20 protein-coding genes and 1 pseudogene are annotated in these 22096 nt (G+C 36.2%); 17 read left to right on the top strand and 4 right to left on the bottom strand.

Features of this window, described 5'->3' with window-relative positions; translation table 11 throughout:
- Complete coding sequence (locus F9U64_RS16315; protein WP_228275764.1) at positions 1-348, bottom strand: ICP22 family protein; 348 nt, start codon at positions 346-348, stop codon at positions 1-3.
- A 204-nt stretch (positions 349-552) separates the two neighbouring features.
- Between F9U64_RS16315 and F9U64_RS16310 the strand changes: the two genes are divergently transcribed.
- From F9U64_RS16310 to F9U64_RS16295, 4 genes are all read left to right on the top strand, one after another.
- Positions 553-1395 carry an amidase domain-containing protein gene (locus tag F9U64_RS16310; RefSeq protein WP_153405979.1) on the top strand — a complete coding sequence of 281 codons (843 nt, stop codon included), beginning with the start codon at positions 553-555 and terminating at the stop codon, positions 1393-1395.
- A 98-nt stretch (positions 1396-1493) separates the two neighbouring features.
- Entirely contained in the window at positions 1494-1967 is a 474-nt protein-coding gene (trmL, locus tag F9U64_RS16305) for a tRNA (uridine(34)/cytosine(34)/5-carboxymethylaminomethyluridine(34)-2'-O)-methyltransferase TrmL (RefSeq protein ID WP_153405978.1), read from the top strand.
- Between the two features lie 279 nt (positions 1968-2246).
- Entirely contained in the window at positions 2247-3323 is a 1077-nt protein-coding gene (locus F9U64_RS16300; RefSeq protein ID WP_153405977.1) for a Gfo/Idh/MocA family protein, read from the top strand.
- Between the two features lie 112 nt (positions 3324-3435).
- A complete protein-coding gene (locus tag F9U64_RS16295) occupies positions 3436-4029 on the top strand; it encodes a hypothetical protein (RefSeq protein WP_153405976.1) in 594 nt (197 codons plus the stop codon).
- 202 nt (positions 4030-4231) lie between these two features.
- Here F9U64_RS16295 and F9U64_RS16290 read toward each other — a convergent pair whose 3' ends face one another.
- Positions 4232-4954 (bottom strand): metallophosphoesterase family protein, encoded by a 723-nt coding sequence (locus F9U64_RS16290; protein WP_153405975.1) that lies wholly within the window; start codon positions 4952-4954, stop codon positions 4232-4234.
- A 125-nt stretch (positions 4955-5079) separates the two neighbouring features.
- Between F9U64_RS16290 and F9U64_RS16285 the strand changes: the two are divergent.
- The 5 genes and pseudogenes from F9U64_RS16285 (at position 5080) to F9U64_RS16265 (ending at position 9148) form a co-directional block, all read left to right on the top strand.
- Positions 5080-5556 (top strand): annotated as a pseudogene (locus tag F9U64_RS16285) (DUF5392 family protein).
- A gap of 198 nt (positions 5557-5754) precedes the next feature.
- On the top strand, positions 5755-6873 hold the full coding sequence (locus tag F9U64_RS16280) for a glycosyltransferase (RefSeq protein ID WP_153405974.1): 1119 nt from the start codon (positions 5755-5757) through the stop codon (positions 6871-6873).
- A gap of 52 nt (positions 6874-6925) precedes the next feature.
- Positions 6926-7285 carry a helix-turn-helix domain-containing protein gene (locus F9U64_RS16275; RefSeq protein ID WP_153405973.1) on the top strand — a complete coding sequence of 120 codons (360 nt, stop codon included), beginning with the start codon at positions 6926-6928 and terminating at the stop codon, positions 7283-7285.
- Positions 7278-8300: a hypothetical protein gene (locus F9U64_RS16270; protein ID WP_153405972.1), complete on the top strand. Its 1023-nt coding sequence runs from the start codon at positions 7278-7280 to the stop codon at positions 8298-8300. Before F9U64_RS16275 ends, F9U64_RS16270 begins: the two co-directional genes overlap by 8 nt.
- A gap of 170 nt (positions 8301-8470) precedes the next feature.
- Positions 8471-9148 (top strand): response regulator transcription factor, encoded by a 678-nt coding sequence (locus F9U64_RS16265; protein WP_153405971.1) that lies wholly within the window; start codon positions 8471-8473, stop codon positions 9146-9148.
- A gap of 6 nt (positions 9149-9154) precedes the next feature.
- Here the strand turns inward: F9U64_RS16265 and F9U64_RS16260 are convergent, their stop codons facing one another.
- The gene (locus F9U64_RS16260; RefSeq protein WP_153405970.1) at positions 9155-9919 is read right to left on the bottom strand and encodes a helix-turn-helix domain-containing protein; all 765 of its coding nucleotides are present in this window, start codon (positions 9917-9919) and stop codon (positions 9155-9157) included.
- 689 nt (positions 9920-10608) lie between these two features.
- On the opposite strand from F9U64_RS16260, the gene F9U64_RS16255 reads away from it, so the two are divergent.
- The 6 genes from F9U64_RS16255 (at position 10609) to F9U64_RS16230 (ending at position 15772) form a co-directional block, all read left to right on the top strand.
- Entirely contained in the window at positions 10609-11328 is a 720-nt protein-coding gene (locus tag F9U64_RS16255; RefSeq protein WP_153405969.1) for a ThuA domain-containing protein, read from the top strand.
- Between the two features lie 15 nt (positions 11329-11343).
- Complete coding sequence (locus tag F9U64_RS16250; RefSeq protein WP_153405968.1) at positions 11344-12369, top strand: Gfo/Idh/MocA family protein; 1026 nt, start codon at positions 11344-11346, stop codon at positions 12367-12369.
- A gap of 12 nt (positions 12370-12381) precedes the next feature.
- Positions 12382-13350, top strand: a complete 969-nt coding sequence (locus F9U64_RS16245) for a sugar phosphate isomerase/epimerase family protein (protein ID WP_153405967.1) — start codon at positions 12382-12384, stop codon at positions 13348-13350.
- A 15-nt stretch (positions 13351-13365) separates the two neighbouring features.
- Positions 13366-14406 carry a Gfo/Idh/MocA family protein gene (locus F9U64_RS16240; RefSeq protein ID WP_153405966.1) on the top strand — a complete coding sequence of 347 codons (1041 nt, stop codon included), beginning with the start codon at positions 13366-13368 and terminating at the stop codon, positions 14404-14406.
- Between the two features lie 19 nt (positions 14407-14425).
- Positions 14426-15196 carry a sugar phosphate isomerase/epimerase family protein gene (locus F9U64_RS16235; RefSeq protein ID WP_153405965.1) on the top strand — a complete coding sequence of 257 codons (771 nt, stop codon included), beginning with the start codon at positions 14426-14428 and terminating at the stop codon, positions 15194-15196.
- An 84-nt stretch (positions 15197-15280) separates the two neighbouring features.
- Complete coding sequence (locus F9U64_RS16230; protein ID WP_153405964.1) at positions 15281-15772, top strand: PTS sugar transporter subunit IIA; 492 nt, start codon at positions 15281-15283, stop codon at positions 15770-15772.
- A 74-nt stretch (positions 15773-15846) separates the two neighbouring features.
- Here the strand turns inward: F9U64_RS16230 and F9U64_RS16225 are convergent, their stop codons facing one another.
- Positions 15847-18072 carry an alpha-galactosidase gene (locus F9U64_RS16225; RefSeq protein WP_153405963.1) on the bottom strand — a complete coding sequence of 742 codons (2226 nt, stop codon included), beginning with the start codon at positions 18070-18072 and terminating at the stop codon, positions 15847-15849.
- A gap of 176 nt (positions 18073-18248) precedes the next feature.
- Between F9U64_RS16225 and F9U64_RS16220 the strand changes: the two genes are divergently transcribed.
- Positions 18249-20051 carry an ABC transporter ATP-binding protein gene (locus tag F9U64_RS16220; RefSeq protein ID WP_153405962.1) on the top strand — a complete coding sequence of 601 codons (1803 nt, stop codon included), beginning with the start codon at positions 18249-18251 and terminating at the stop codon, positions 20049-20051.
- A 135-nt stretch (positions 20052-20186) separates the two neighbouring features.
- Positions 20187-21968 (top strand): methyl-accepting chemotaxis protein, encoded by a 1782-nt coding sequence (locus F9U64_RS16215; protein ID WP_153405961.1) that lies wholly within the window; start codon positions 20187-20189, stop codon positions 21966-21968.
- Positions 21969-22096: the final 128 nt, after the last annotated feature.

Below are 22096 nucleotides of genomic sequence, written 5' to 3'. Positions count from 1 at the left end.
TTATTGTTCTGTATCCTCTTCCATTCCAGCACCGTCAGTAGCTGCTCCATCTTCTTCCATTCCAGCACCATCAGTAGCTGCTCCATCTTCTCCCATTGCAGGATCTTCAGTAGCTGGAGCATCTTCTCCCATTGCAGGGTCTTCAGTAGCTGGAGCATCTTCTCCCATTGCAGGATCTTCAGTAGCTGGAGCATCTTCTCCTGTTGCAGGTTCTTCAGTGACTGGAGCATCTTCCCCTGCTGGCGTTTCGTCCACGGGTGCTTCTTCCCCTTCACCACAAGCAGCTAGTAAACCTAGCGATAATACGGAAACACCAAACATTGAGATCATTTTTTTACTAATATTCATATTTATTTTCCTCCTCTAATTTTTATTCACAATACATTTACCCATTGTGAGAGAATTAAATCTTAAATTTTATGTATTTAATCTTTCTATAATAAAACTTAAATATCTGACATTGTTTAGTAAAGAAGGTGTAATGTTATCCGACTGCTGTATTATTCTTTTCTTCTTAGCAAGTGAATATATATTAGAAAAGGGGAGATGGAAATGAATGAAATGAAAATACTTCAACGACTATGGCAGGAAAAATATGAAGATGATAAGGATCCAGTATACCGAAAGAAACAATTACATGATAAACATAATAAAAAAATAAAGTGGACAGAAGTGAAAGGAGGCATTATAGATCGAAGGCAAAATGGGAATGAAACGGAAATCTATTATTTTGTACACATCAAATGCATGATAGAAGACTACAACACATTTTACCATGAAGAAGAAATACTAAACAGGTGTGCCACTTTTATTGGCGACAGTTTACATACAGAAAATTCGATTAACAAAATACCAGAAAAAAAACCATTAACAGAGCAACATATGCAATTAGGAGATACAGACCAGAGATATTTCTATGACAGAAGAGCAGCTGTTCAATATGCTGAGAGATGGTGGAATGGCGCCAATCCAGCTTATCGATATTTTGAAGTCAATGATTGTACTAATTATATTTCACAATGTCTTAGAGCGGGAGGAATTCCGATGACTGGTGCACCTGATCGGTCAAGAGGCTGGTGGTACAGTGCCGGCAACTGGAGTTACAGCTGGTCTGTTGCCCATTCTCTCCGCTGGTATATGAGCAGTAATGGGAATATATTTCAGGCTAAATTAGTAGATGATCCAACTGAGTTACTTCTAGGTGATGTGATCTGTTATGATTTTCAAGGTGATGGAAGATGGGATCATAATACAATTGTGACTTCAAAGGACAGTGAAAACATGCCACTAGTGAACGCACATACAAATAACAGTCGCCATCGTTATTGGACCTATGAAGACTCTGCTGCCTGGACCCCGCAGTGCCAATACCGTTTTTTCCGGATTGGAGAATAATATGTTATTTATCATCTTAAATTAATGAAGGAAGTGCCCAGATTGGAATAGGTATATGGTATAATGATTTAGGCAATTAATAATTTGAGGTGAATAAATTGGCAGTACATGTAGTATTATTTCAACCAGAGATTCCTGCAAATACCGGGAACATTGCAAGAACATGCCTAGCTACAAATGTTCATTTACATTTAATCCGCCCATTAGGATTCTCAACAGATGATAAAATGCTGAGACGGGCAGGACTGGATTATTGGCATGATGTAAAAATTCATTACTATGATTCTTTGGATGAATTATATTCAGCATATAACGAAGCAGAGTTTTATTATATAGAGAATTTCGGGACAAAATACTATTCTGATTTTGATTTTAGTGATCAGGAAAATGATCTGTTCTTCGTTTTTGGCAGAGAAACAAATGGTATTCCAAAAGAGCTGCTGGTTGGGAAAGAAGAACAGTGTTTACGTATCCAAATGACAGATAAAGTCCGGTCATTAAATTTATCCAATACCGCAGCAATTATCATATATGATGTCATGAAACAACAAGGATTTCCAGGGCTTGAGTAACCACAGTTTAACGGACTGTGGTTCTTTCATTTTCTAAATCACCAATCCAGAAAACACTTTCAGTCAATAAAGGTAAAAAACAAAACAATATTAGCTATTTAATTATTATGGCGTATCAAATACAAACGAATGTGTGGGCAAGCGCACATAGGTGAAAGTTTCATTTAATATTTAATCTGCTGCCGATCTTCCGGAAATAGATTATGCAAATATGTTTTATTTCTGTATGAAAACACTTACAATAAGAGTGGAATATTTATGTTAAAGGAGAGAGAGCAAATGAGTAGTGCTGATGGAATGAATTATGCTCCAAAAGGGAAACCAAATCCAGTTGTCCAGCCAGGTGAATTTGTCTTTGCTGCAGTTGGTTTAGATCATGGCCATATATTTGGACAATGTAATGGTCTTATCGAAGCTGGAGCAACACTGAAATGGGTTTATGACAATGATCAGGCAAAGGTAGATAACTTTCTTGAGAAATTCCCTCAGGCGAAACAAGCAGCCACCCTTGATCAGATTTTGGAAGACAGTGAAGTGAAATTAGTAGCAGCTGCTGCTATCCCTTCGGAAAGAAGCGCACTTGGTATCCGTGTAATGAGAGCTGGTAAAGACTATTTTACAGATAAGACCCCTTTAACATCAATAGACCAGTTAGAAGAAGCAAAAAAAGTTGTTGAAGAAACAGGAAAAAAATATATGGTTTACTATAGTGAAAGAATCCATGTAGAAAGCGCAGTATTTGCTGGTGATTTAGTTAAACAAGGGGCGATTGGGAAAGTAATTCAAGTCACAGGATTTGGTCCCCATCGCTTAAATGCACCAAGCAGGCCTGATTGGTTCTTCAAAAAAGAAAAGTATGGCGGTATATTATGTGACATTGGCAGTCATCAGATTGAACAGTTTTTATTTTATGCAGGATGTGAAGATGCAGAAATATTACATAGTAAAATTGGGAACTATGCCCATCCGGAATATCCTGAATTAGATGATTATGGTGATGCAACGTTAAGAGGAGATAATGGGGCGACTCAATTTTTTCGAGTAGACTGGTTTACATCTGATGGCCTAAGTACGTGGGGTGATGGCAGAACCTTTATAGTCGGCACAGAAGGAACAATTGAGGTGCGAAAATATGTAGAGCTGGCAAAAGGAACTGGCGGCAATCAAGTTTATTTAGTGAATAAAGATGGAGAACAGCATTTTGATGTGAATGGAAAAGTTGGCTATCCATTCTTCGGGGAACTGATTAAAGATTGTATTCACCGGACAGAGAATGCAATGACTCAAAAGCATGCCTTTAAAGCAGCAGAGTTGTGTGTACTCGCACAGCAAAAGGCGATTGATGTGACCAAATAAAAAAGCAGACTGTCTTTCGCTGCAATGCGCGAGACAGTTTTTTCTTTTTGTCGAATGAAACTTTTAATCGATTGCAGTCGTAAATTATAAAAAGCATTATGGAGGATGAAAGATGTTTGAACAATTTGATCAATTGGTATTACAAAGAGAGCCTTCCTTGAAAACCTTTAAAAAAAGCTATCATATTATGGCTGACAGAGAGATTATTGGTAAATTAGAAGAACATGATAATACTGCTCGTGACTGGTTCAATCATATTATCTTGCTTACATCGATGCATCATGTTCCGAGTATCTTAATGGAACTAAAAGATGCGGAGAATAATGTCCAAGCTATCATAAAGAAAGAGCGGGGTTTCAACCAGTCATTTCAACTTTTCTTGAAAAATGGGTCACTAGTTGCAACAATCGAAATAAAAGATGGTTTTCATTCACCCAAAATCTATATCAAGAATGGAAACAATAACGATTGGTTAGAGGCTGCAGGAAGAAATGGCGCAATTGATTTTTCTGTTGTAACTAAGGAAGATAATGAAAATGTATCCAGCATAAGTAGAAGATCATTAATATATGAAAAAGTAAAAGATAATCTTATCAATGATGAGGGTTATTTTATCGATACCAAAACGCATGATCCCATGACAGCAGTCACATTACTATCATTAGCCTTTATTATCGATTTTCATTTTTTCCATTATAATAGATAAATAAAATATTTTATTATTAAGAGTAATGCAATGCAGTATAGCGTTCTAACCAAGTAAATTAGCAATCTGCAAACTGCTTAATAGAGAATGGGATGGCAATACCAATAATTAAGACTGAGCTGATTTTAAAGCCAAAACGGGAAAAACAGGCTGGAAATAACTAAACCATAAAAAAAAGCAACGAATAAAATCGCTGCTTTCGTTAGTTTCTGCCTGTTCGTATAATCTTTTGCATCATTTCTTTATTTGGATAGCTATTGTTTTCATACTGACTGCAAACTTTTTCCACATCATATTTGACTCTAATATTGCTTGTGGTATAAGAATCTTCATTAATTTCAACAATAGCATAGGAAGCTCGGTTTATACCATCAAATGGCAAACCGACACTGCCTAAGTTCATAATGGTTTTTCCATCAACTACTCTTTGATATGCTTTATGGATATGCCCATAAATATATATATCAGCATCTTCTTTTTTAGCGGTAAGTTTACTAGTTAATTCTTCATTTGTTACATCTGGTAAGACAACATCAAATAAACTATCTGGTGTTGCGTGAAATGCATGGATGACTACATTACCATAAATTAATGATAACTCACTTGGTAATTGTTCTAGGTACTTTATATCTCCTTCACTAAGCTTTTGACGAATCCACTGTTGTTCCTCGTTCATCAAGGTTAAAGCTTTGTCAGGGACTTCCCCTTTATCCACACCTCTAATTACCCACTCATCTGCGTTACCCTTTACTACTTTGGCATGTAATGCACGAACTAAGTCAAGAGCTTGCTTTGGTTCTGGCCCCCTGTAACAGAGGTCTCCAAGTATGATAATTTCATCAACATGCCGAGTTTTGATATCTGCTAATACTGCTTCTAATGCGACACTATTTCCATGAATATCCGATATAAAAGCAAGTTTCATTTTTATCACCTCCATTTAATAATAAGCTATTAATCTTAATTAATTCAAGGTAAAGCATAGTCTTTGACTGAACGAAATAGTATACATTATAATAGTTATAAAATAAGAATGTTTAATATAGTTCAATGTTAGGGTATATTGTAGATAAGAGGAGGTATAAAATGTTTTCCTTTACAAGCGAGATACCGTTATTTATAAAGTCAGAGTTAGAGAAGCTATTTGCAAAAATTGGACCTTTAATGAAAAAAAATACAAAATATATGATGTTTGCAACACCTTTAATTTTTATATCCTTTTTTAATTTGATCTTTTTCCTGTTTTTTGGCGGTTTCCAAAATGATATGCTTGCAGCGATATTGATCTATGCCTTAATGGCATCAGTTGGTCTAGCTCTATACAAAGAAAGCAAACGGATAAAGAAAAAGATTAAAGAGCTGGAAATGGAGCATATTGTTAACAGGATCGAGAAAAGTGATGTTCTCAATTAATATAAGAAGAAAGATTATATTGCATTAATTAAGAATCAGCCAAGAATTGGAATCCAGACATTCATGAATTTTTTAACGGAAGAGAATGAACGGAAGAGAATGATGCAAGATTAACCACTAGTATCCTAGTGGTTTTTTTTGTATCCAATAATAAGGAATTGAGATGAAGGGATTAATAAAAACAGCATACTTTTTCGTGTCGAAAATGATCGTTATAAAGAAAAAAAGTTGACAGCTACCATCAATCATGAGACTATAACATTATGTTCTTTATAGAGAATTAATTGTTCTTTATATTAAAGGAGGATGAACATGGAAAGTGCATTAAGAATATTACATATAGTAGATTGTATGAACCATAGTGGTGTTCCAACATTACTAATGAATATGTACCGGAATATTGACCGGAAGAAGGTTCAATTTGATTTTTTAACGACAAAAGAAGGTGCCTTTGATACGGAGATTAAAACCTTGGGAGGTCACTTATATTATATACCATCATTGAAGAGTGGTGGATATTTATCATATAAACGTTCGTTAAAAAGTTTTTTTAAGCGTCATGCATCCTACATAATCGTTCATAGTCATATTGACCAATTAAGTGCGATTGCACTGAGCGAAGCAAGACGAGTCCGTATTCCAGTAAGGATCGCCCACAGTTACAACACTGCAATTGAAGGCAATTTATTCACAAAACTCTCAAGGTCCCTGATTGGTTTGTTTGTGCCAATTCATGCTACCGACTATTTTTCTTGTTCCACCGAGTCTGCAGATTGGTTATTCAAATGGAAAGCAAAACAAGCGGAGTATTTTCAGCATGCTCTAGATCTTGAGAAATTTCTTTATTCTACCAAGACGAGAGAACTATACCGTGAAAAGCTCGGATTAACAGATGATCATTTTTTAATTGGACATGTTGGTGGTTATACGATTCAAAAAAATCACTCCTTTCTTCTAGATTCGTTCAGAGCGTTAAGAAGAAAAATTCCACAGGCGAAACTCGCATTAATTGGGGATGGCCCTTTAAAAGAACAAATAGAGGAAGCGGTCGTCCAATACAAATTACAAGATCATGTATTTATCCTTGGTGAAAAACAGGATGTGGAGAATTGGATGCAATCCTTTGATTTATATGTTTTCCCATCGCTTCATGAAGGTTATCCAGTCAGTTTAATTGAAGCTCAGTGTGCGGGACTACCTGCATTAGTCTCTGATTCGATTACGAAAGAAATAGATTTAGGCTCCGGATTTCTACAATTTCTACCTCTAGAGGACAAAAACAAATGGGTAAGTGAAATGGAAAAACTATACGATCTTAGACCAAGAGCCCCAATTGAAAGTGTCGGGATATTTCAAAAAGGTTTCAATGTTGATGAAATTGCAAAGAAAACAGAAGAGAAATACTTGTATTTAAGGGATGAAGGGATTTAGGTTTAGTTAGATCAAATGTTAAGATAATAATTTTGATTAGAGGGTTATTCAAATGATAGGTACAAATATAAGTAAAATAAGAAAACAAAGAGGGTTAACATTATCAGAACTTGCAGAGAAGTCCAAAATCTCAAAGTCCTATCTAAGCAATTTAGAAAGAAATCTGAATGATAACCCTTCCATACAAGTTGTAGAAAAATTGGCAGAAGTACTAAATACTGATTTAGCTACTTTACTTCAAACAGAAGGAGAAATATTAGTAAGTGATAAAGAATGGCTGGACTTTGTCAATGAGTTAAAAGCGATAGGATTGGAAAGATACAATCTCGATGAATACAAAATAGTATTTGAATTCATCAGATGGAAAAATAGTGAGAAGGAAAAAGGGCCAAAGGCGAGAGAAAATGAGTAGGAAGACAATATTGTGGATAATTGATCCATATGACCCTATCCTTTCATACGATCAGATATATTCCATGTGTCAATCCCATTATAATGACCAATCTCAAATTTATATACAACTATTAGAATATCATCCTCATCTTTATCGAAAGCTAAGTGAATTCGGCACGATGCTGCCGCCATTTTCCTGGAACAGTGAAACGAATCGAAGCCATAAGAATATACGATACCAATTCGGAGCATTTTCCATTCCAAATAATATTCGGATCGCAACATATAACTATCCTTCATTAGTAAAAATATACTGGCAGCATGTGAAAGATTATATTTTGAAAGATAGCCGCATATATGATGAAGCGACAACTTTTTCACAAGGCTTGCCTCAGTACTACGTAAAAGATAAAATCTGTGCGAAGAAAATAAACACATACTTGCATGTATTTCAACCAGAGTATGAAGAGCTTTTCTATGGACGAAGTCATTTGAATTTAACCAATTCAGCATCCATTCAATTTCATCTTCACCTAAAAAAAATGCCAGTTAAGTTTGTGAATAATAAATTCGCTAAAATTAATCGGGAAGCAGCATGTGAAATTGGCAGCAGCTTTATGGACAGGTTTTCTGGCATTAGAATACTTGTACCTAACGATTGGAATAACTTGAGTCAATTATCCGCTTTCTTCGCAATTTGCAAAATACTGAATAATCAAAACCATTTAAAGGTAAAATTTTATTTATTTGGGGAAGGTAAATATTCCAAACATGTAAATGATTTGATTACTGATCATCAATTATACAAAAATATAAATCTGCTAAGGAATATTCATAATCTTTATCGTTATGTGAAAGACGCAGATATGTACCTGGAATGGGATAATACACGTTCATTTATAAAAGAAGCGATTTGGTTTGATAAGCCTGTTTACTCATATAAATATAATGACCATTGTAATACTTACTTAGATCATAAGTTATGGAATAAAGGGATAGCAGAATTATTAAAGATAATTAGAAATACAAAATAAAAATACAAAATAGGAATATAAAACTAAAATGTTCTTTTAAAAGAACGAAATATACGTTATAATATAAAGTATCGATCGAAAGAATATCATCAAGAGAAACTTTCACTATACCGTACATCACGTAGATCAATGTATATACCTGTTTATTATAAAAAGTGGGGGATTTAGTTATGACAAAACATACAGTTGTAGTAGCAGAGGCTCAAACATTATTCCGCGATATGATCACTAGTTTTGTTGAAGATATGAGCGAATTTCGTGTGATTGGCAAGTTAAAAAACGGCCAGGAAGTGATTGATTTTATTAGACAAAAAGAAGTAAGACCTTTTTTATGTCTGTTAGATATACATATGCCTGTAATGGATGGGATTGAATGTGCAAAAAAGTTAAAAGAAATATATCCGAATATTAAGATTGTTTTACTTTCGGCATATGATGATGAAAAGTCAATTGAAAGGGTATTATCAGTGTGTGCTGACGGATATATCCTGAAAAGTTCTAGTTTAGATGAATTTAAAGAGACGCTTAGATTCATTGTTGATGGAAAGTTTGTCGCACCACAGAAAATGGTCCATTACTTCTCGAAGAGGCTGGACATTTTATTGAAACTTGAACGTGAAAGCTCTCTTCATTATATTAAAGAACACTTTAATCATCGCCAGGACTTTAATAAACGGGAATGGCAAATTATTCAGCTTATGAAAAAAGGCTGGACAAACCGAATGATTGCAGAGAATTTAGGGATTAGTGAAGGAACAGTCAAAAACTACTTATCTATTATATACAAAAAACTGGAAATTAAGAATCGTGTTGAATTACTGCAAATGCTCTCCGAGATGACAGGATAAATGTTATTATGTCTTTTCCCGATATTTTCGTGGGGAAAGCTGGTACTTTTTCTTAAATACGCGATGAAAATAAGAATAAGAACTGAATCCGCAATTCTGTGCAATATTCTCTAATGTCATTGTTGTATATTTCATTTGATTGATGGCAGTTGATAACCGGATAGATTGAGCGTAATCAATTATTGTTACTCCAACATGCTCTTTAAATAAATGGACACAACGTGAAACACTCAGATTACATTGACTGGCGACATCATGGACTTGAAACCCTTGCTTTGTCGCATATTCTTCAACGTAACGCATCATTTTCGTCACAATATACGGTCTCTGAATTTCATTACTTTTGCGGTCTAATATCCTTTCTAAAGAAACGCACAGTGCGCTTAAAAGGTAATGCGTAAGTTCACTGTTTCTTTCTTTTAAAGGTCTTCTTTCTTCAATTATTAAATGATGCCACAAATCCAGCAATGTATCATCTACTTGAATCTTTGATAAGCTGGGTGCATTGTTAAATCGCTGGCCAATCCAGTCCCCTTCGCAATACAGATGAAAATCCCCGCTGCTCTGCTCTTCTGATATAAACAGTTCATAATCCTCATTAGGCTTCACGATTAGTAAGTGTCCTTTCTCAATATCATGGGTGATATCATTAACCTTTACCTTAGCAACGCCGTCCATTTGTAACCGGAAAAGATAAGAACCAAACCGTGATCTGTGTGAAGTATGGAATTTCTGCTTGTGATAAGAATACCCGCAAAACTCAATTTTCATTAATAACACCAGCCTTTTGTAAATATACTACTTATACCTGCCGATTTAGCATGTACTCATAAGACATATCATGTAGAATACGAGTATCTTTCTAATTAATATAATGCTAGGATACGTTCCGTAAATAAACTCCGCTTTCCGCGGGCGTCTGCCGAGCCTCCTCGTTCGCCCAAACCGCTCACTGCGGGGTCTCGTCTAGGCCTCCGATCCCGCAGGAGTCTACGTTTATTTACTACACTTAAGTTCAATCCCTATATTTTGATAATGCAGATCTTACAGGAGATAATGTACGTGCCTCAACTTAATAATTATCGATGCTGGATACTTGCAATATATTCGTTTCTCTCATTGGTTTAGGACATGATAACAAGCTGGGGGAAAATGGGAGACTCCTATGGGAACAGCGCGAGCTGAAGATCCCGCAGGAAAGCGATTTTGGCTTTCCGAGGAAGCTGAAGCCGTGCCCATGGAAAGCGACTGTTTTCCCCCAGCGACGAATCAGCAGTTGCAAAGTTAGTACATGAGAATGCTAACCTAAAGCTACATAATATGTCTTATCATCACGATAGTTTTTTTTATCCGGCAGTTTCGCAATTAATAGCAAAATAGTTCATGTTTTGATTATATCATTTATGTTCAGAAAATAAAGATTATTATAATATAAGGTTACTAAGATTGGAGGGATTCAGGTGAAGGTACTTGTATGGAATGAAAACAGACATGAACAGAAAAATGAAGAGGTTGCAAAAATATATCCAGATGGTATCCACGGAGCAATAAAGCAATTTCTTACAGAAGATAAAATTGAAGTAGATACAGCAACTTTAGATGAACCTGACCATGGAATAACTGATGAAAAATTAGCGGAAACAGATGTATTAATCTGGTGGGGGCATTTAGCACATCATGAAGTAAAAGATGAAATTGTTGCTAAGATCCATCAGCGCGTTTTAGAAGGGATGGGCTTAATTGTCCTGCATTCCGGCCATTTCTCAAAGATTTTCAAGAAACTGATGGGAACAAGCTGTGATTTGAAATGGCGTGAAGCTGATGATAAAGAAAGAATGTGGGTAGTTGATCCAGCACATCCAATTGTGGAAGGAATTGGAGAATACATTGAAATAGAAAAAGAAGAAATGTATGGTGAGCATTTTGATATACCTGCTCCTGATGAGTTAGTATTGGTCAGCTGGTTTGAAGGCGGCGAAGTTTTCCGCTCTGGTTGTACATACAAAAGAGGGCATGGCCGTATTTTCTATTTCCGCCCAGGACACGAAACTTATCCAACCTACTATCATGAAGATGTTCAAAAAGTAATAAAAAATGCAGTGAAATGGGCAAATCCTGTAAAGCGTACCTACTCTTCCTATGGAAATGCCAAACCTTTGGAAAAAATTGAATCAAAATAAAAAGGAGCGATTAATGTGAGTAAATTAAAAGTAGCAGTTATTGGTTGTGGCAGTATTGCCATTCATCGCCATTTACCGGAGTATGCCTCTAATGACAGCGTTGACATTGTGGCGGTTTGCGATATTGTTGAAGAAAGAGCCCAAAAGTCAGCCGAGAAATATGGAGCACAAGCATATACCGATTATAAACAGGCAATTACAGAGAGCGGCGCTGATTTAGTAAGTGTCTGCTTACCAAATTATTTGCATGCACCTGTATCAATTTTTGCAGCAGAGAATGGGAAGCACGTTCTTTGTGAAAAACCTATGGCAACATCAGATGAGGAAGCGCAGCAGATGATTGCAGCAAGTGAAAGAGCTGGAAAAAAATTAATGGTTGCCCATAATCAACGTTTTGTAGCAAGTCACCAAAAAGCGCGTGAAATTATTGCAAATGGTGAGCTTGGCAATATTTACAGCTTTCGGACAACATTTGGCCATGGAGGACCAGAAGGCTGGAGTATTGATGGAGCAAACAGCTGGTTTTTCCGCAAAAAAGAAGCTTTCATTGGTGCACTTGGCGATTTAGGTGTACATAAAGCTGATGTTATCCGATATGTTTTAGGCACAGAGTTTGTTGAAGTTGCGTCGATGATTGAGTCGTCAGCAAAGGAAAACAGTGATGTAGATGATCAGGCAGTTACTATTTTACGCAGTGAGAATGGAGTAATTGGTACGTTAACAGCAAGCTGGGCTTATAAAAGAGGAGAAGATAATTCTACCGTAATTTACGGGGAGAAAGGGAACCTGCGCTTAGAGGATGACCCTGACTACAGCCTTATTGCAACGTTTACAGATGGATCTAGAGTAAACTATGAGCTAGGTAAAATTCAGACAAATGATAATGGCGGGCAAAATTCTTCAGGTGTTGTCGATCATTTTGTTGATTGTGTGTTGAATGATAAACAGCCATTAATTGATGGAGAAGAAGGTTATAAATCATTAAAAATTATACTAGCTGCATTAGAATCAAATGAAACCAAAAAAAATGTTTCGTTATAAGGAGGAGATACAATGAAGTTAGGAGTATTCACAGTACTTTTTGCAGAGAAAAGCTTTGAAGAGATGTTAGATCATGTCCGTGATAGTGGATTAGAAGCTGTGGAAATTGGCACTGGAGGCTACCCGGGTAATGCACATTGTAAAATTGATGAACTTTTGGAGGATCAAAGCAAAAGAGAAGAATTTTTAAAGGCAGTTAAAGATCGTGGATTAGTAATTAGTGCACTCAGCTGTCATGGAAATCCTTTGACTCCTGATCAAGCATTCGCCGATGAATGTGATTCTGTTTTACGAAAAACTATTGAGCTTGCAGGTTTAATGGATGTGCCTGTTGTGAACACTTTCTCAGGTACCCCAGGGGACCATGAAAATGCAAAGGCACCGAACTGGCCAGTTGCACCATGGCCACCTGAATTTGCAAATGTGCTTGAATGGCAATGGAAAGAAAAACTGATTCCATATTGGAAAGAGATCGGAGCATTGGCAGAAAAGCACAATGTCAAAATTGGTCTTGAACTGCATGCTGGGTTCCTTGTTCATACACCTTATACGATGCTGAAATTACGGGAAGAAACAAGTCCGGCGATCGGTGCTAACCTTGATCCAAGTCACTTATGGTGGCAAGGAATAGATCCAGTTGCTGCAATAAAAATCCTTGGCAAGGAAAATGCGATCCATCATTTTCATGCAAAGGACACGTATATTGACCAGGATAACGTAAATATGTACGGTTTAACCGATATGCAGCCATATGGGAATATTCAAACAAGAGCATGGAATTTCCGGTCGGTAGGCTGTGGCCATAGTCTTCAGGATTGGTCTGATATGATTAGTGCATTACGAACTTTCGGATATGATTATGTAGTTAGTATCGAGCACGAAGACCCGATAATGTCAATTGAGGAAGGTTTCCAAAGAGCGGTGGATAATCTTAAAGCAGTTAACATTAAAGAAAGTCCCGCAGATATGTGGTGGGCTTAAGGAAGGAATGGGAAAATGGCTAAATTGCGTGTTGGCTTAATTGGTGCAGGGGGAATTGCTACAAGTGTTCACATTCCTGCATATAAAAAACTGGCAGATCAAGTGGAGATTGTGGCAATTGCAGATGTTGCCTATTCACGAGCAAAAGAAGTGGCAGAGAAAGAAGATATACCTCATGTTTTTGAACAATATGAGAAGATGCTAGAAGAAGTGGAATTAGATGCTGTGAGTGTATGTGTTCCGAATAAATTTCATCGTGATGCTGCAATTGCTGCACTTAATGCAGGTTGTCACGTGCTCTGTGAAAAGCCGCAGGGAATGAACCAGCAAGAAGCAAAGGAAATGGAAGATGCTCAAGCAGCTTCAGGCAAATTGTTGATGTATGGTTTTCATTACCGCTTCCAAGCAGAGACTCAGGCAGCAAAAAGATTTATTGATGCTGGAGAGTTTGGAGAGATTTACGCGGGCCGTGTTCAGGCGATCAGACGTCGCGGAATCCCGGGCTGGGGAGTTTTTACCAATAAAGAATTACAAGGTGGCGGCCCGCTGATTGATATTGGGGTCCATATGTTAGATACTGCATTATATCTGATGGGCTATCCAGAACCTAAAGCAGTTTTGGGGAAAACTCATCAGCACCTGGGAATAAGAAAAGGTGTTGGTCTGCTTGGGTCATGGGATTACGAAAACTATACTGTTGAAGATATGGCTGTCGGGATGATCACATTTAAAAATGGTGCATCTATCGTTTTAGAGTCAGCTTTCGCAGCAAATGTTGAAAAAAGAGATTCCATGCAGGTTTCGTTGATGGGCAATAATGGTGGGGCTGATATTTTTCCGCTGAAAATGTATCAGGAAAAACATGATACCCTTCTTGATATCACGCCAGCCTATTTACCTGACGTTAACGCTCATGAAACAGAGATCCATGTTTTTGCAGCAGATTGTATCGCTGGGAATGTCACAGACCGTTATGCGAAACAAGGAACAAATATCCAAAAAATTATTGACGCATTATACGAATCAGCTGAAACTGGAAAGGCAGTTAATTTATAATGAGAAGTGAGGTTTTATAATGGGGAAGATTGCAATCCAATTATATTCAGTTCGTGAGCATACAGCAAACGACTTTTTAGGTACATTAAGAAAACTAGGAGAAATGGGTTATGAAGCAGTCCAGTTTGCCGGATTCTTCGATACGCCTGCAAATGAATTAAAGCAAGTAATGGATGAAGCAGGATTAGTCGCTGCAGGAAGTCATATGCCATTCGAAACATTGATAGGCGATCAGTTAGAGGCATCGCTTGAATATAATCGTACAATTGGTAATGACCTGATTATTTGTCCAATCTTGCCACAGGAATACCTGAAAGATGAAGCAGCTTATTATCGTGCAGCAGAAGAGCTAAATGAAATAGGACGCAGATGTAAGGAAGCCGGATTTACCTTTGCTTATCATAATCATAATATGGAATTCTTTGATTTAGGGAATGGAAAAAGAGGATTTGATATTATTTTTGAAGAAACAGATAAGGAAAATGTTAAAGTTGAACTTGATTGCTATTGGGCAACTCATGCTGATAATGAGCCAATCCAAGTAATTCAAGCTTATGATGATCAAGTGGTATCTCTTCATATTAAAGATATGACGATAGAGAATGGTGAAAAAAGAAGTATAGAAATCGGCAAAGGTACATTGGATATCAGTTCGTTATGGCAGGCAGGAGAAAAAGCCGGTGTAAACTGGTATGTGATTGAACAGGAGAAGTTTGATGGGGATCCTTTAGATAGTGCAAGAGTAAATGTGGAAGAACTGAAAGAGCTAATTGCAAACACTCGGTCTTAATGATCGGGTGTTTTCCCGTGATTAATAAAGTTGAAATAAGGGTATGAGTAATGTAACATCATACATGAAAATGGAGGGGTAAACATGTTAAAAAATTTATTTAAGAAACAAGAAAAGAACGTTGATCTCGTCTCCCCTTTAACGGGTAATGTAGTTCAGCTCGAAGATGTACCTGACCAAGTATTCTCTCAAAAAATGATGGGAGATGGAATTGCAATTGAACCGCTAAGTAATGAGGTAGTATCACCTGTTAAAGGGGAAGTTGTGGATGTATTCAAAACAAAGCATGCGATCAGTTTGCGTACAGAAGGCGGAGCGGAAATACTTATTCATATGGGTTTAGAAACCGTAAAATTAGATGGCAAAGGCTTTGACATAAAGGTAAGTAATGGAGATAAAGTAGAACCTGGTGATCATTTAGCAACATTTGATATAGAAGCTGTAGCTAATAAAAACTATAAAACAATTACACCAATTATACTTTTGAATGGTGAGGATTTTAGTTTGTCTAATATCTTTACTAACGACGAAGCAAAAGCGGGTAAAGATGTATTATTTCATATTAAGGAAAAATAAGCTAACAGATATTATAGTTGTTACTGTAAAGAACTTGTTTCTTTTAAAAAAAGAAACAAGTTCTTTACTTATGTTTATAAACTTTTTAAAACAAATAATTTGGCTTGATAGTCCCCTGGGTGTTCACGTCCCCAATATTCACTAGCACGATTAATGTAATTGCCTGCTAGAATAATACCGATATTCATCAGTTCATCTCCATAATGAGTCGTAGTCCCATTCACTTGATATAAACGATTAGGGTCAAGGCCTGTTAATTTTATTCGCTGATACGCTTCGTTCGGTCTAGCTAAAACTTTATAATAACCAACTAAAGCCTCTGTTTTATCTTGACTTACTACCATCCATGATGTTTCGTTTCCTTCGAACGGACTTAGAAGTCTGTGGAATTTACCATTTCTAATCAAGTTTCGATAGTTTTTAAAGAATGCTACTTGCTCTCTAACTTTACCTTTTTCTGCATCAGAAAGCTTCGTTATATCCAATTCATAGCCAAAGGTGCCGAAGTAAGCAACTGCAGCTCTTGTTTCAATTGGTGCCAAACGCCCAACTTGATGATTAGGTACAGCAGAAACATGACTGCCAATTGAACTTAATGGATAAACCATTGAAGTACCATATTGGATTTTCAAACGTTCCACTGCATCGGTATCATCACTTATCCAAGTCTGAGGTGCATAATATAACATGCCTGGATCAAAGCGAGCTCCTCCTCCAGCACAGGATTCAAATAATACTTCTGGGTATTTTTTAATTAATCTTTCGTATAAATCATAGACACCTAAAATATATCGATGGAATACTTCTCCTTGCTGATCAGATGGAAGTTTCTGCGAATAAGCTTCGGTTATGTGACGGTTCATATCCCATTTAATATAGGTGATTTTAGATTTAGAAAGGATTTTATCCATCATTTCAAAAATATAATCTACCACTTCTGAACGGGAAAAATCTAGTACAAACTGATTTCTGCCATGTGAAGCCCTTCGATCTGGTGTTGAAATAATCCAGTCTGGGTGCTCTTCAAATAATTTTGTATCTTTACATACCATCTCAGGTTCGAACCAAAGCCCGAAGCGCATGTCGAGTTCTTCTACTTTCTCAGCCAGCCCATCAATCCCATTAGGCAGTTTTTCGTCATATTCAAACCAATCTCCCAGTGAACTTGTATCATCGTCTCTTTTACCAAACCAACCGTCATCTAAGACAAATAATTCAATTCCTAAATCCTTTGCAGTTTTAGCTATTTGTAATATTTTCTCTTCATTAAAGTCGAAATAGGTAGCTTCCCAATTATTGATAAGAATCGGGCGAACCTTATCTCTCCAAGATCCTCGGACCAATCGTTCGCGATATAGATCGTGGAAGTTTTGACTCATTCCGTTTAATCCTTGATCGGAATACACCATTACACATTCTGGTGTTTGAAAGCTCATACCAGCTTTTAGCTTCCATTTGAAACGGAATGGATTTATCCCCATAGAAACCCTGCTGACATTATAACTGTCAACTTCCACTTGTGCTAAAAAGTTTCCACTGTAAACAAGGCTAAATCCATACACTTCTCCATAATTTTCACCTGCATTTAATCGCTTTAGTGCAAAAAAGGGATTAAATACATGACTGCTTGCGCCGCGATTACTAAAGATTGATTGAATGCCTTTTGTAAGAGTTTTCTTTTCAACATGTCCTTCTCTTGCCCAAGCACCTTGTAAATGAATCATTTCAAACTGATCATCAGGTAAATCTACATTCATGCTCAGTGCTCGATCGAGATAATAATTTTCTGCACCCTCGTTGATAAATGTAGCATTTCTAGTAATGATATTACGATCTTGATAGATAGTATAGGAAAGTGTTAAGCGACATTTTATTACTTCATCGTATAAATCGATTTCTAATGTCTGAGCTTCCTCTTCTGTTTCTATATAGGTAGCAGGCAGGTTTTCTAATTTTTTCTTTCCTTTCAGTATTCGATAGTCCTTATAAATAAAGTTAGTAATATGACTTCCATCTTCCCTTAAAATCTCATGGGCTGGAAAGCGAAAGTCTGTTGAACCGTAACTGGGATATTCTTGTCTAATATGTTCCATAGAAGATGTGTGGTCACCTTCAAACATGTTACAAGATGGACGGATTTCGCGCTCAATTAAATGTTGGAAAGATGCGCGATGATGTATTCGCTTTCCATAATATAAATGTTCTAGTTGTTTACTTTTTTCTAATACACGAAAAATATAACTTACTTGATCATTATGAAGATGAAATTCTAATTCTGTTTCGTTGATTGAAATTGGCAAATGAATACCTCCTTGAAAAGTTAACGTTTACTTATTAAATATAGTAAAAACATTACGTTGTGTCAAAGTATAAATTAATTAATTTAATTAATCATAGACAAATATATAAAAAAAGTTTTAATATATTACTTAATGGATTAAGTAATTATCCGATATTACATTAAAGGAGGGATAGAGTGTCAAAAGATAAAGGCATTTCATTAGACTTCGAAAAAAGGTTTGAAGAACAGCAAGAAATAAAAGGCAGATTATTTCGGACTATGCAAGTTATGTACCGTGGACACTATATGAGGTTATTTATTTCCTTTATATTTTTTCTTTTAAAGCATTCACCAGTATGGATTTTACCAATCGTAACAGCAAACTTAATCAATTTTGCTGCAAATCCAGATGAATATGAGATGAGTGCACTTTGGTTAAATATAAGTATTTTAACGATTGTGATTATTCAAAATCTGCCTAGTCAAATGCTTCATATTAGCTTTATGAGTAAGGCAATACGTCATGTGGAGGCTAGCTTAAGGAGTACGTTAATTCGAAAATTGCAGCATCTCTCGATTTCTTTCCATGGAGAACTGCGCTCAGGTAAACTGCAGGCGAAAGTTTTGCGAGATGTAGAAATGATTGAAATTATGTCCAAACAAACAATGTTAGGTGTGCTGCCTGCATTCATGAATGTTATTGTAGCGATTGTTGTTACAGCTAATAGAAGCTGGACAGTAACTTCTTTTTTTCTTGTAGCGATTCCAATATCTATTGTTATTGTTTACTTTTTTCGCGGCAAATTAAACAAAAGAAATCGGGAGTTTCGGGAACAAGTGGAAGAGATGTCTGGACAGGTAGCAGAAACTGTTGAGATGATACCTGTTACCAGAGCGCATGGATTAGAAAAAGTAGAAATTAATAAAATGGATACACTGCTTCATCATGTAAGGGGGAAGGGGTATAAGCTTGATATCACAGAGGCCTTTTTTGGTGCGAGTAATTGGGTAGTATTTCAATTATTTCAGGTGTTATGTTTATTATTCACTGTTTATTTAGCCTATCTTGGGCGTATCCCGATTGGCGATGTTGTGTTATATCAAACCTATTTTACTCAAATATTAATGTCAATCTCAGGTGTTATCAACATTTATCCACAGCTTGCGAAAGGTTTTGAGTCGGTTCACTCTATATCAGAGATACTTTTCGCAAAAGAAACCCAAGAATATCAGGGCAAAACAAAGCTTAAACAATTATCAGGAGAAGTTAAATTTGAGCATGTGTATTTTATGTATCGTGATTCTAATAAACATGTGTTAACAAATTTTGATTTAAAGGTAAAGCCAGGTGAAACTATTGCATTCGTAGGTGAATCAGGTGCTGGGAAATCAACTATTTTAAATTTAGTGACTGGTTTTTACCGACCGACGTCTGGAAGAGTGCTTATTGACGACCTGCCTATGGATGATGTTAGTATGAGAAGTTTCCGTAAGAAAATTGCAGTAGTTCCACAAAACACAATTCTTTTCTCTGGTTCCATTCGAGAGAATATTACGTATGGTTTAGCAGAGGTTTCAGAACATGAAGTGCAACAAGCAATACGAATGGCCAATCTATCCGATATTATCAAGGAGTTACCAGATGGGTTGGAAACGAAAATAGGAGAGCATGGGGACAGATTGTCTGGTGGTCAACGGCAACGAATTGCTATAGCTCGTGCTTTTATTCGTAATCCTCAAATGGTTATTTTAGACGAGGCAACTTCAGCACTTGATAATGTTTCTGAGAAATTAATCCAGGATGCCATGAAAGAGTTAATAAAAGGAAAGACAACTTTTATAGTAGCCCATCGTTTATCCACTATTCAGGATGCTGATCGCATTGTTGTAATGAAAAATGGTAACTGTGTAGAAATGGGGACCTACAAACAATTAGTACAACAAAGAGGAGAATTCTATAACATGAAAATGGCATCTGAAGCTGTGCGAAGTTCATAAATTAAATGCTGTAATAAAGGGGCTGATGTCTATTAGTCCCTAATAATTTGTGGATATTTTATAAATTAGTGAATTGGAGGATTAAGTTATTGGAAAGAAAGAGTTTTAATTAATTGAAAATGAAAGGGGATTCAAATGAAGAGGATTTTCAACAAACTATCATTACCAAATCTTAAATTACCAAGGTGGAGGTTAACTTTTCTGAAGGATAAGAAAATCACCCAGAAATACACTCTCTTGTTTAGTGTAGTTCTTGCTCTATTTATGATTTCTTCAATTATATCTATTGTTTCTTTAAATATTGTATTAAAAAAAGCTGATGATGTTGATCGAAAAAGTGATGCATCGATAGATATAGGGGAGATGGTTTCCATCTTTAAGCAAAAATCTATCATTATTTCAGACATATTAACAGAACAAAATCCGACAACTTCAGTAGAGGATTATGAAATAGAAAATGAAACATTTTTAAGTCTAATGAATGCAATTGAGAAAGAACTCGAGACAGAAGAGGAAAAAGATATTTTTATTAAAGTTCAAGATTACAATAAACAAATGGACGAGCTTTTCATTGATGAGATCATACCAGAAACGGCAAAGTTTCGTGATAATGGAGAACGTGTGGACATTTTCGTTCAAACAGATTTACATAACAAAACAACAACTTTAAGAAATTACACCATTCAAGAACTAATGGCATTGAAGGACATGATACTTAAAAACAGAGATGTTCTACAAGATGATATGCAAAGTCAATCAACTAATTCCATGATTCTTGTTATCTTTATCGTCGTTCTGGTTTTTGGTAGTTCTATTATTATTCTCTATCTAGTGAATAAAAGAATGACTGTTCGTTTCCGAAACTTAGAAACATTTGCGACACAATTAGGAGCTGGAGATTTAACAGCAGAACGAGTAAAGGTTGAAGGAAATGATGAAATTGCGATCATTCAGAATACGCTGAACAATATGGCTAACCATCTACAGGTATCAATTACTCGCTTATTAGATACCACGGAGACAGTCACTAAAATGTCGCAAGTATTAAGGCAAAATGCAGAGGAGACTACAGATGTTAATACACAGATCACCTCGGTAATGGTGGATTTAGCAAATGGTTCAGAAGATCAATTAAAATCTGTAAATGAAACAGGATTAATTATGAATGAAATGAAGGAGTCATGGCAAGAAGTAACAACAACAATGGATGAAGCTATACGTCTAAGTGAAGAAACACAGCAAGAAATAGAAGATGGTACTACTGATGTTAAGGACACTGTCAACCAAATGAATTTAGTCAAAGATCATGTAGATAAGATAGGAGACATTATTGATTCGTTAAATGAACATTCGGCTAAAATAAGTAGTATTGTAGATATGATTCATTCTATTTCTTCCCAAACGAATTTATTAGCGTTAAATGCAGCGATTGAAGCTGCTAGAGCAGGAGAGTATGGAAAAGGCTTTGCTGTTGTAGCTGACGAAGTAAGAAAGCTGGCTGAGCAAACAGCTGATGCAACTGATAATATTCAAACGTTAATTGCTGCATCTATTAAGGATACAGATAAAGCAGTAGATGTTATGTCATCAAGTAGAGATTCAGTAAACGGTGGAGTCAATAAAGTGAAAAAGGTTGGAATGGTTTTTACTAGAATACTGCAGTCCATTCAATCACTTAATAGCCATAATCAACAGGTAAGTAACACGATTGATGTTACAAATAGTAAAATAGATCATGTTGGTAAATCAACCGGTGATATTTATAGGATATCAAAGACTTCATCAGAAAGTGTGGAACAGATAGCGGCAAGTTCTGAGCAACAAAATGCGGCGATGCAACAACTCCTCGCATCATCACAAGAATTAGCAGCGATGGCAAACGAACTCGAGTCAGCATTTTCAAAATTTAAAGTTTAAAATAAAGAGGCTGAGACAAAACTATTTATACGCAACAAAACCCGAACAATTTGAACTGCCCCCTGTCAAGTAGACAGTGGAAATAATAAAAATGATCTAGGCGGCCTTTGTCCTGTATTCCATCGGAC

This window comes from Gracilibacillus oryzae (genome assembly GCF_009498735.1).
In the GTDB taxonomy this organism is placed as follows: domain Bacteria; phylum Bacillota; class Bacilli; order Bacillales; family Amphibacillaceae; genus Gracilibacillus; species Gracilibacillus oryzae.
Note: the sequence above shows the minus strand (reverse complement) of the source record. Positions and strands in the feature narration are given on the sequence as shown.